Consider the following 12,220-nt stretch of genomic DNA (forward strand, 5'->3'; position numbering starts at 1 on the left):
CTATGCGTAGCGTCTCATAGCGAAGCGGGACGATAGTAAGTAGGTCGGCGTAAATAATTATTGTTGGAATAAGGCAGGGGGCAGGGGAGCAGGGGGAGAAAGAATTTGAGCCTTATTTACTTTTCTTCACATAGTTTGGTTTGATTGCACCGACTTACTTATCATGACGAATTGGTTTAACCTACTCTGCTCATCGAATTGTTTTGGTGTATGGGTGAATACCTATATAGCAGGTATAATCAAGTTTTACAAAAAAATCTATGGTTGCGGCTAAAAGAGTTTATTTATTATTACTTTTGGGTTTAGCGATCGCTTTTCTCTTATCCTTATTCTTGAGCGTCGCCTTTGCTATTACTGTCACTCTCATTTTTGATATCGTTGTCCTGATTTTGATGGTGGTGGATGGTTTACGCGTCAAGCCTCTGCGGGTGCAAATTACTCGTCAACTACCGTCTCGCTTTTCCATTGGCAGAGATAACCCCGTAGTGCTAAATATCATATCTGAGAAAGCTAACGCCATCATTCAAATTCGTGACTATTACCCCTTAGATTTTGGTGCATCCAAATCTGTATTAAATACAACTGTTGCAGCTAATACTACTCAAGAATTAACTTACACAGTTCACCCCACACAGCGCGGTGAATTCGCTTGGGGAAATATTCAAGTCCGACAATTAAGCCCTTGGGGTTTAGCTTGGGATGATTGGCAAATTCGCCACGGTCTGACAGTCAAAGTTTATCCTGATTTAATCGGACTGCGATCGCTCTCCATTCGTCTGACATTACAATCATCCGGTGCTATCCGTCAATCTCGACGATTAGGTATTGGCACAGAATTTGCAGAACTACGCAACTATCGCACTGGTGATGATTTGCGCTTAATTGATTGGAAGGCTACAGCTAGACGCGTCGGAACACATGGTAACACACCGCCTCTAGTGCGAGTCCTAGAACCAGAACAGGAACAAACTCTGTTAATCTTACTCGACAGAGGAAGATTGATGACCGCTAGAGTCAAAGGTTTGCAACGTTTTGACTGGGGTTTGAATGCAACCTTATCTCTGGCATTAGCGGGATTACACAGAGGCGATCGCGTGGGTGTAGGTGTATTTGATAACCAAATGCACACATGGATGCCACCGGAACGGGGACAAAATCATTTAAATCAACTCATTGACCGGTTAACGCCAATTCAGCCAGTTTTATTAGAATCAGATTACTTGGGGGCTGTAACTCACGTAGTGCAGCAACAAACTAGGCGATCGCTAGTAGTAATTATTACAGACTTAGTTGATGCCACCGCCTCTACAGAACTCCTCGCCGCCCTGACACGACTAGCCCCCCGCTATCTACCATTTTGTGTCACCTTAAGAGACCCCAAAGTAGATGATTTAGCCCATAGGTTTACAGATGATGTGACTCAAGCTTACACCCGTGCTGTAGCATTAGATTTATTAGCACAGCGTCAAGTGGCTTTTGCCCAGTTAAAGCAAAAAGGCGTGTTGGTGTTAGATGCACCAGCTAATCAAATCAGTGACCAATTAGTGGAACGATATCTGCAACTAAAAGCTAAAAATCAACTCTAATGTGGGTGTTGCTGAACCCAGATATAAACCAATTCGCAATTCGCAATTCGCAATTCGCAATTCGCAATTACTTTTTGTCACAGGGTTTTACCCCGTGCCAAAACTTTTCGCCTTTTAAGGCGAGGTTTTAGACCCGATTGTTTCGATAATGCCCCATGCCCAAGTCTATGAACAAGATTGCACCTGCCATTATCGTTTTAAGCCAAAATAGCGTAGCATTAGCCCGTAAACTGACCAGCATTTTACCAGGGGCGATAATTCACGGTTTAACAGGCCGTACCTCTGGCGTAGATGTCAGCTTTACGAATTTTGGTGAGACACTACGAGAATTATTTGCCCAAGGAACACCATTAATTGGGATTTGTGCGGCGGGTATTCTCATTAGAACCCTAGCCCCGTTAATTTCCGATAAACGTCAAGAACCGCCAGTGTTAGCGGTGGCTGAAGATGGTAGCGCGGTTGTCCCTCTGTTGGGGGGACTCAATGGCGTTAATGACTTGGCGCGGCGGGTGGCTGAGGTGTTAAATACCCAAGCTGCAATTACCACCACAGGGGATATTCGTTTTCGCACAGCTTTACTATCTCCTCCCCCTGGATATCATTTAGCTAACCCAGAAGATGCCAAGAAATTTATTTCCGATTTGTTAGCCGGGGCGCAAGTCCAGCTAGAAGGAACAGCACCTTGGTTAAGTAATAGTCAGTTACCGATTAATCCTGAAGGGAATTTAACAATTCGAGTCACGGAAAACTGTGTCGATTCTACAGTCGATTGTCTGGTATATCATCCCAAAACCGTAGCGATCGCCATTGACCACACCGATGTTACTCTAGAGACAATACAAGAATTACTCACTAATGCCAATATTGCCCCCGCATCTATCGCTGGGATATTTGCACCCATCACCATCGCATCTCACCCAATTATTCATACTTTAGTTAATACTTATGGAGTATCGGCGCGCTTTTTCCCTAGCCATCAACTAGCTGAAAATATCGCCTTAGCCGCTACAGGCACAGATGGTAAGTTAATTGCTCAATTATCGCATATAGCGATCGCCATCTCTCCCCAACCCCTTGACCCTGAGACTATCGGTCAGTCACAAGGTAGGTTAGCAATTATCGGTACAGGCCCCGGTAGTTCTCAATGGATGTCACCAGAAGTCAAAGAAATCCTCAAATCTGCCACCGACTTAGTAGGCTATAAAACATATCTAGATTTAGTCGGTGCTTTAGCAGTTGGTAAACAACGTCATGAGTCAGACAACCGCGAAGAAATTGCACGGGCAACAATGGCACTAGATTTAGCCGCTAGTGGACGTTATGTGGTAGTAGTATCCTCCGGCGACCCTGGTATTTATGCAATGGCGGCGGCTGTATTTGAAGTCCTCGACCTCCACCACAAACCCGAATGGGACAACATTGATATTCACGTCGCACCAGGAATTTCCGCCATGCAAGCCGCCGCCGCCACCATTGGCGCACCTTTAGGACATGATTTTTGTGCGATTTCCCTATCAGATATTTTGAAACCTTGGTCAGTCATTACACAACGCATTACCGCCGCCGCCCAAGCTGATTTTGTTATGGCTTTTTATAATCCCGTTTCCAAAGAACGCACTTGGCAATTAGCCGCAGCCAGAGATATTTTACTGCAATATAGAAAACCTCATACACCCGTAGTTTTAGGACGCAATCTCGGCAGACCAGGACAAAGTGTCAAAGTCATCACCCTAGACCAGTTAGCACCAGAAGTTGCTGATATGCGAACAGTGATTATCGTTGGTTCAAGTCAAACTAGAATGATTAACCGCCTCAACGGTGATGTCTACGTTTATACACCCCGTCGCTACCAATAATCTCCCCAATCCCAGAAAAAGTAAAAAGTAAAAAGGCAAAAGAATCTTTTCCCTTCTTTTTACCTTTTACCTTTATCCCTAATACCAATTCTCCAAAATTCGGCAACAGATGCAAAGCTTGAAACCCAGATATTATCTGACTTTCTTAATTGCGAATTGCGAATTGCGAATTGCGAATTGGTCTTATCTTTGCAAACTCCGAGGATCAAGGGCATCTCTTAAACCATCACCTAGCAAATTAAACGCCAAAACTGTGACGATAATTAGCAAAGCTGGAGGCCAAATTAACCAAGGTTGCAGTACCAAAATAGAAGCATTACTAGCTAAAGACAGCATATTTCCCCAGGATGGGTCAGGTTGCTGAATACCCAAACCAATCAAACTGAGTATTGCTTCTGAACCAATAAAACTGGGAACTGCCAAAGTAGCAGAGATAATTATATATGTAGCTGTTTGTGGCAAAACATGACGGATAATAATATATATCGGTTTACCACCCATAGCTCTTGCTGCTTGCACAAATTCCCGTTCTTTTATCGATAAAACTTGTCCCCGAATCACCCTTGCTAAACCAGCCCAGCTAATCACCGAAGTAATCAAAACAATCAATAAAAATCGTTGACTGCTGCTTAAACCACTGGGTAAAACTGCACCTAATGTCACTAATAGATAAATACTGGGGAAAGTCATCAGCACTTCTGCTATCCGCATAATGATGCTATCAGTCAAGCCGCCGAAATAGCCAGAAATACCACCGATTAACAAACCTAGAGGGAAGGTAAAAATTACTCCAATAATCCCAATAAATAAACTAATGCGTCCACCATACAATAGACGGCTGAGTTGGTCGCGTCCTGGTTCATCAGTGCCTAAAATGTTGATTTTGGCTTCTCCATCTGCACCAAACAAGTGCCAATTTAAAGGTATACCAGGAATAATAGTAAAGTCATCCCATTTTGCAGGTAGTGGTACACTCAACCGGAACAGCCGAGATTTTTTAGTCGGTATACCAGGGATAATGGTCGTTTTTTCCCATGTCGAGGGTAGAGGTAGACTCAACTGAAACAGTCGATATTCAGCACCAGAAACAAAGAAACGCACAGGAGAAGGCTTTGTGTAGTCTACAATTAATTGGCGATCGCCTGTTTCTAAATTCGTATCTCCCTGGGTTGTCGGATAAATGTGGGGGCCGATAAACTTACCCGATGTTTTATCAACCCAATAAATCCGCGTCGGTGGTAATAGTGAACCATTAGGCTGTGAAGTATATGGGTTATAAGGGGCGATAAAATCAGCAGCAATTACTGCCATATAGAAAATCAACAGCACAACTGCCCCAAATCGCGCCAAAGGATTTTTCTGAAGTCTTCGCCACCAATTCATAGTTTTTAGTTATTAGTCATTAGTTATTAGTCATTAGTTAAGGGTGAATAGTCGATATAGTCAAGGGGCAAGACGTAAACTTTTTCCCCATTCACCCTGCAAATTTTAGATTGACTAACTCTACAATTGCTCAACTAATAATCTTTGTTCTTCCTGAATTTTTTCGTGTTCTACTACAAATACATTAGAGTAGAGATTGGCAATAATTTGCTTACCTTGCTGCGTCAAAGATAAATAGCGCAATCCATCTGTAATGTAAGGGTGAACTCCATTCCAATAGAATTTAGCGTAATTGTTGCGTAAATCGGCAGGCGTTTTATAACCTAAAACTTTACTTACCCCAGTCTCTTCAAATTCATAAAACAAAGAGGTGATTTTCTTCAAATAACGGGGGTCACTTAACTGTCCAATTAAATCAGCAGCACGCACCAATCCCGCAAAGCTTGTGGTATCTTGATGATCTTCGGCTGTAGGAACCGGAAATCTCGTCAATTCAATATTACTTTTGATGACTTCAGCATCTATGAGCTTATGTCCGCCAAAACGCTCATCAATAAACAACTTAGCTCTATCTACATGATAGGGAGTCAGACTAGCATCAGAAGCCCCAGGCGGTAGAGAAATCATCCTGCCATTTTTGCCTGTAGAATATAAACCCTTGTTTTCTTGGTCTTGCCGACAAACTCCCTTAACATAGCCGATATCATGACACAGCAAGGAAATAATAAAGTGTAGCCAATCTTCACTAGAAACCCCACCCTCGCGGATATGCTTACCGCGTAAAATTTCCTGCCCTACCAGAGTTACTAGTATAGAATGTTCAACGTTATGATAGAGGGCATCACTGTTGGCTATATTTTCTAACGCCATGTTACCTGCCCAAGCAATGATATCTTCATACTCATTTTTGAAACAGCCGTATGTCCGGCTGTAACCTTCTCTAATTTGTCTGACAAAAGCATCAATTAAAATTTCAGTGGCGTTGAACATATCAGTTACTTGGGTTCGATAGCAATTATTTAAAGTTTTTTACAAACAACATCTTCAGGATGTTCCTAAAGAGGATTGTCAGAATCTATATTTATCTTGCATTATCCATATTCCATTGTTATTGACTAGATGAGTGTGATCTCAAAACCAAGTGTATGTGACTTAAATGATTACGATTGATTGACAAAAATATAAGGTTTATTCTGCCGAGGCATCACCGTATAAATACGGTTATTGTTTTATTTGATAAATAAAATTAATACTAACATTCATGATGGCTATCGTGACAGTTATTACAACTAGATTGCCCATAATTATGGGAGGTTTAATATTTTGTGACTTAAATTAATATGTTTTGATTAATTGTGAAGATACTGACATGATTTGTGACTAAAGTCTGACATTGCTAGATGATTTGATTTTCCGCATTTTTTCAAAATGTTACGATTCCCGTAAGCTTATGCTATAATTACTAGTACCTTAATTTACGCGGGTGTAATTCAGTGGTAGAATGTCACCTTCCCAAGGTGAACGTCGTGGGTTCGAGTCCCATCGCCCGCTTTGAAAAAAATACTATTTTATAGGCATTTCCAGCATTTAGCCTGCAAATATAGCATTAAATCTTATCACGATCGCCGAAGGTTTAGGCGGCTCTGTGAGACACTACGCGAACAGCGATCGCAATCTCTGCAATGGCATTGATAATATCAGTGAAGATGTGTGAGCGATTATATTCAAGCTACCTATAAACGAGCTGGGAACGCGGTAAACTGGTTATTCTTTACAGAGATCGCGCTAATTAAACTTAACTTTATTACTGAAAATTCCTATGGTGGCTAATATAGAAAGCTCTACTAACCAAGAGTTAGTCGGTTTTATTTGGAGTATTGCTGACAAACTGCGCGGCCCCTATCGTCCACCCCAGTACCGTCGGGTGATGTTACCTTTGATTGTGTTGCGTCGTTTGGATGCTGTCTTAGAGCCGACTAAGCAAGCTGTACTGGAGGCTAAGGCGAAATATGCGGCGATGGGTTTAGAGGGGGAGGCTTTTGAAAAGGCGATCGCAAAAGTTGCCATTGGGGGCGAACGTCAGCAGCCGTTGTATAATCTCAGTGAATTTACCTTTCAAAAATTATTAGGTGATCCTGATGGCATTGCTAGTAATTTAAGGGCTTATATTAATAGTTTCTCACCCAGAGCTAGGGATATTTTCGAGAAATTTGATTTTGATACAGAAATTCAAAAGCTTGATGAAAGTAATCGGCTATATCTAGTTATTAAAGAATTTTGTAAGCCTGATATTGATTTATCACCGGCGAAACTTTCTAATTTGCAAATGGGTTATCTATTTGAGGAATTAGTAAGGAAATTTAACGAACAAGCCAACGAAGAAGCCGGAGACCATTTTACACCCCGTGAAGTTATTCGGTTGATGGTGAATTTGGTTTTTTGTGATGAACAAGATATTTTTAAACAAGGGATTTATCGCACAGTATATGACCCCACCGCCGGAACAGGGGGAATGTTATCTGTCGCGGAGGAATATATTAAAAAGCAAAATCCTGAAGCGAATTTAGGGTTATTTGGGCAAGAATATAACCCTGAATCTTATGCGATTTGCTGTTCTGATTTACTGATTAAAGATGAACCGATTAATCATCTGGTTTATGGCGATACATTAGGAGTAAAAAACGCTAAAAGCAGAAGTAATAACTTTTTACCCCATGATGGTCATCCTGATAAACAGTTTCACTATATGTTTGCTAATCCGCCCTTTGGGGTGGAATGGAAACCAGAAGAAGATTTTATTAAAGATGAGTATGAAAATTTAGGATTTAAAGGGCGTTTTGGGGCAGGTTTACCGCGCATTAATGATGGCTCATTGTTGTTTTTACAACACATGATATCGAAAATGCACCCATCCCCAGAGGTAGGGGGTGATGGTTCGCGGATTGCCATTGTATTTAATGGTTCGCCTTTATTTACAGGGGATGCGGGGAGTGGGGAAAGTAATATTCGCCGTTGGATTATTGAAAATGACTGGCTCGATGCAGTGGTGGCGTTACCTGATCAGATGTTTTATAACACCGGAATTTTTACTTATATTTGGTTAGTAACAAATAAAAAAGCCGCCCATCGTCGGGGAAAGGTGCAGTTAATTGATGGTACGCGCCATTTCCAGAAAATGAAAAAGAGTTTGGGTAATAAGCGCAATGAATTATCCCCTGAACATATTGCGGAATTGGTGCGGTTGTATGGGGATTTTGAGCAGAATGGGGTGAGTGAGGTAGAGTCAGAAGGGGAAACACAAAAGCGGGTTTGCTCGAAGATTTTTGACAATCGGGAGTTTGGCTTTCTTAAAATTACGGTAGAGCGTCCCTTACGGTTAAATTTTCAGGCGAGTGAGGAACGTTTGGCGAGGTTATCTGAACAAAAAGCGTTTCAGGATTTAGCAACCAGTAAGAAGCGTAAAGATGCGAAGGTACAACAGTTAGAAATTGAGATGGGTGAAAATCTGCAAAATCAAATTATCGATGCGTTGCAGAAATTGGATGGGGGTAAAGTTTATATGTCGCGGAATGAGTTTGAAAAAGATTTAAATCGGGTGTTAAAAAATGCCGGATTAAGTTTAAAAGCTCCTGTGAAAAAAGCGATTTTATCTGCATTGGGAGAGACAGATACAGAAGCGGAAATCTGCCGAGATGCGAAGGGGAATCCTGAACCTGATAGTAATTTACGGGATACGGAAATTGTCGCTTTACCTGATGATATTACGTTGCCGTTACCTTTGGGATATGACAAGGATGCAGATGTAAATGAGTTGGTTAAGTTGGTAAAGGGGCATTGTGAGGAGTATTTAAAAGCGGAAGTATTACCCCATGTACCCGATGCTTGGATTGATTTTGATAAGACTAAGGTGGGGTATGAGATTCCCTTAAATCGTCATTTTTATGTATATCAGCCGCCTCGTCATTTACATGAGATTGAGAATGATATTAAGTCTTTGGAAGCGGATATTATGGCGATGCTGGGGGAAGTGGTTTAAGAGGTTGTTTGAAAGATGTCTGATGGTGTATCAAATACTTTAGACCCCCCTAAATCCCCCTTAAAAAGGGGGACTTTGATTCTAGTTCCCCCCTTTTTAAGGGGGGCTAGGGGGGATCAATAGGTGTTTCAAAACACAGCCAACCACTTTTCAAACAACATCTAATGATTAAAATAAAATGTATAGTCGGGAGATTTTTCAATTATGCAAATCACAATTGATTTACCAGATAAATTAGCAGAGAAGATACAAGAGCAATGGGGTAATTTATCACAAAAGATAATTGCAAGCCTTGTATTAGATGTTTTTCTAGAAGGCTTGATTGATTTTGATGAGCTAAAAGAGATACTTAATCTTTCATCTGATGATGAATTAAAGGAGTTTTTTAGACAAAAAAATATGCTTCATGCTTCGGGTATCATTAATTTATCTGGTACTTGTCCTGAGCTTGAATTAATAGAAAATGATTTAGCAATGGATGATGATTTAAACGGTGTTTTTGATGAATAAAAATAGATGTAGGTTGGGTGAAGCGCAGCGCAACCCAACAATTTCGCTAAGGGAGTTACAGGATAATAATGGGTAAGTATCAGGGTTATGAAAAGTATAAAGCTTCTGGTGTTGAGTGGTTGGGGGAGATTCCTGAACATTGGAAAAGAAGTGTTTTTAGATATTATTTCGATATTCAATTAGGAAAAATGCTTCAAAACGAACCTCAATCAGAGAATGATGAAGAAATTTCCTACCTTAAAGCCATTCACGTTCGATGGGATAAAGTTGATACTGACAACCTTCCCAAAATGTGGGCTTCACCAAGAGATAAAAAAAAATATCAAGTAAAAAATGGAGACCTTTTGATTTCTGAAGGCGGAGAAGTTGGAAGAACTGCTTTGTTAAAGGAATTACAAGAAGATAGTATTATTCAAAATGCCTTACATAGAGTCCGTCCTTTATCTCAATCAAGTGTTGAATATCTTAATTACTTAATGAGGCATATTGCTGATACAGGATGGTTTGATATTTTATGTAATAAATCTACAATTGCTCATTTGACAAGTGAAAAGTTAGGTGCTTTAGCTTTACCCTTACCGCCACTGGATGAACAGGAGAAAATTGCCCGCTTTCTCGACCATAAAACCAAACAAATAGATGAACTCATCGCTAAGAAAGAATCCCTCATTGAAAAACTCGACGAAAAACGCACCGCCCTCATCAGCCACGCTGTCACCAAAGGGCTAGAGCCAAACGTCCCGATGAAAGATTCTGGTATTGAGTGGCTGGGTGAAATTCCTGAGCATTGGGAAGTTAAACGGGTTAAGTTTTTGATTCAGAACCTACAACAAGGTAGTTCACCTTTGGCGAGTAACATTCCTGCACAACCTGATGAATTAGGTGTATTAAAGTTGAGTGCCATATCAAGAGGGAATTTTATAAGACATGAAAATAAAGCACTAAAGCAGACAGATAATTTAATAAATTCTCTCTCTCTTAAACATGGTGATGTATTACTGACTAGAGGAAACACACCAAAACTTGTAGGTGATGCCTGCGTCGTTCCACAAGATGAACCCAATCTATTAATCTCCGATTTAATTTATAGAATTAGAGTGAAAGCTCCTGTGATTCTCCCAAGTTTTTTGGGTAAATTTTTAATTACACCTCAAGCTCGTTCAGAAATTGAGGCTGATGCAAGAGGTTCAAGTGGTTCAATGGTGAAGGTTTCCCAAAGACATATTTTAGATTGGTTAATCACTGTCCCACCCAAGTCAGAACAGCAAAAAATAATAGACTATTTAAACCAAAAAACATCCGAAATTGACCAACCAAAAGCAAAAATTCAAAAAGCCATTGAACTATTAAAAGAATATCGCACCGCCCTCATCACCAACGCCGTCACAGGTAAAATAGACGTGCGCCAAGTCCCCATACCCTAACCCCAGAAACCACCATGACACAAATCACCCTTGCACAACTTCCCGAAACCCTCCAAAACCTAATTAACGAAGCGCAAAAAACAGGCGAACCCTTCCCCATCATACAAAATGGTGTTGCGTTAGCTATAGTTTCCCCCATTAAGAAAAAATCCCTTTTAGAAACCTTTTCTACCCTTGAACCATTAGACGAAGACTTTCCTGATGTGGATGAAGGATTATTACCCTTAGATGATATTGAGTTGTAAAAATTAGTTATTAATAACGCTATGTGCAATTGTATCTTAGACCTAACCCCCAACCCCTTCCCTACAAGGGAAGGGGAGAAAGATTCAAAGCCTCTCTCCGCTTCGGGGAGAGGTTTGGAGAGGGGTTATAAAAATAAGTCCACATCGCATTATTTATACTTGTTATCTCCAAACATCAATAATGATAGACCACGATAGATTATTTAAAGAATTAATTCAAACCTTCTTTTGGGAATTTATAGAACTATTCCTACCAGAAGTATTAGATTACGTAAATAAAGACAGCCTGACATTTTTACCAGAAGAGATATTTACAGATGTCACCTCTGGAGACAAAAGAAAAATCGACTTACTCGCCAAAGTCAAATTTAGAGAACAAGACACATATTTTCTGATTCACCTCGAAAATCAAGCATATAACCAAAAAGAATTTGAACGGCGGATGTTTCATTACTTCGCCCGTTTAGATGCTAAATATCTATTACCAATCTTCCCCATAGTCATCTTTTCTTACGACGAACCCAAACGCCCAGAAAAAAGCCAATATACAGTTAACTTCCCTAACAAAAAAATCCTGGAATTTAATTACATCGCCATTCAACTAAATAACCTCAACTGGCGCAACTTTTTAAACCAACCAAACCCCGTTGCGGCTGCATTAATGGCAAAAATGGACTTTAAACCAGAAGAAAGAGTCCGAGTTAAACTAGAATGCTTGAGGATGTTAGTAACCTTGCAGTTAAACCCTGCTAAAATGGAACTAATTTCCGGTTTTATTGACACCTATCTCAAATTAAACGCTACAGAAGAACAAGCACTTGATACCGAATTAAAACAAGCCAACTTAGTAGAAGAGGAAGGAATCATGGAAATTGTCACCAGTTGGATGGAAAGGGGAATTGAACAAGGAGAACAAAAAATTGTTAAGAGACAACTAAAACGACGCTTTAATAATATTGATTCTACCTTAGAAAATCGGATTGATTCTTTATCTGTAGAGCAAATAGAAAATCTAGCAGATGCGATTTTTGATTTCCAATCTGTAGAAGATTTGATAAATTGGTTAGACCAACAAAATTGATAGCATATTTATAAGTAAAACTTAAACTTTTATGGTGCGTTACGCTTTGTTTTAATGCACCATAAAATCAGTTCATATCGTATTATTTATACTTATTAT

Annotated in this window: 9 protein-coding genes and 1 tRNA gene; 8 read left to right on the forward strand and 2 right to left on the reverse strand. The window is 40.2% G+C overall.

Annotated elements, in window-relative coordinates; translation table 11 throughout:
- Positions 1 to 260 precede the first annotated feature (260 nt).
- Together CLI64_RS05960 and cobJ are read left to right on the forward strand one after the other, a co-directional pair.
- The gene (locus CLI64_RS05960) at positions 261 to 1,586 is read left to right on the forward strand and encodes a DUF58 domain-containing protein (RefSeq protein ID WP_103136355.1); all 1,326 of its coding nucleotides are present in this window, start codon (positions 261 to 263) and stop codon (positions 1,584 to 1,586) included.
- 167 nt (positions 1,587 to 1,753) lie between these two features.
- Entirely contained in the window at positions 1,754 to 3,442 is a 1,689-nt protein-coding gene (gene cobJ / locus CLI64_RS05965; RefSeq protein ID WP_103136356.1) for a precorrin-3B C(17)-methyltransferase, read from the forward strand.
- 183 nt (positions 3,443 to 3,625) lie between these two features.
- Here the strand turns inward: cobJ and CLI64_RS05970 are convergent, their stop codons facing one another.
- Positions 3,626 to 4,825, reverse strand: a complete 1,200-nt coding sequence (locus tag CLI64_RS05970) for an ABC transporter permease (protein WP_103136357.1) — start codon at positions 4,823 to 4,825, stop codon at positions 3,626 to 3,628.
- Between the two features lie 120 nt (positions 4,826 to 4,945).
- Entirely contained in the window at positions 4,946 to 5,815 is an 870-nt protein-coding gene (locus tag CLI64_RS05975; RefSeq protein ID WP_103136358.1) for an Npun_R2479 family HD domain-containing metalloprotein, read from the reverse strand.
- Between the two features lie 489 nt (positions 5,816 to 6,304).
- On the opposite strand from CLI64_RS05975, the gene CLI64_RS05980 reads away from it, so the two are divergent.
- From CLI64_RS05980 to CLI64_RS06005, 6 genes are all read left to right on the forward strand, one after another.
- Positions 6,305 to 6,376, forward strand: a tRNA-Gly gene (locus CLI64_RS05980).
- Positions 6,377 to 6,644: 268 nt separating this feature from the next.
- Positions 6,645 to 8,861: a class I SAM-dependent DNA methyltransferase gene (locus tag CLI64_RS05985; protein ID WP_103136359.1), complete on the forward strand. Its 2,217-nt coding sequence runs from the start codon at positions 6,645 to 6,647 to the stop codon at positions 8,859 to 8,861.
- A gap of 204 nt (positions 8,862 to 9,065) precedes the next feature.
- On the forward strand, positions 9,066 to 9,371 hold the full coding sequence (locus tag CLI64_RS05990; RefSeq protein WP_103136360.1) for a hypothetical protein: 306 nt from the start codon (positions 9,066 to 9,068) through the stop codon (positions 9,369 to 9,371).
- Between the two features lie 68 nt (positions 9,372 to 9,439).
- Positions 9,440 to 10,795, forward strand: coding sequence for a restriction endonuclease subunit S (locus tag CLI64_RS05995; RefSeq protein WP_103136361.1), 1,356 nt, complete (start codon positions 9,440 to 9,442; stop codon positions 10,793 to 10,795).
- Positions 10,796 to 10,809: 14 nt separating this feature from the next.
- Positions 10,810 to 11,040 (forward strand): prevent-host-death family protein, encoded by a 231-nt coding sequence (locus CLI64_RS06000; protein WP_103136362.1) that lies wholly within the window; start codon positions 10,810 to 10,812, stop codon positions 11,038 to 11,040.
- 181 nt (positions 11,041 to 11,221) lie between these two features.
- Positions 11,222 to 12,121, forward strand: coding sequence for a DUF4351 domain-containing protein (locus CLI64_RS06005; protein ID WP_103136363.1), 900 nt, complete (start codon positions 11,222 to 11,224; stop codon positions 12,119 to 12,121).
- Positions 12,122 to 12,220: the final 99 nt, after the last annotated feature.

It is taken from the genome of Nostoc sp. CENA543 (genome assembly GCF_002896875.1).
Classification (GTDB): Bacteria; Cyanobacteriota; Cyanobacteriia; order Cyanobacteriales; family Nostocaceae; genus Trichormus.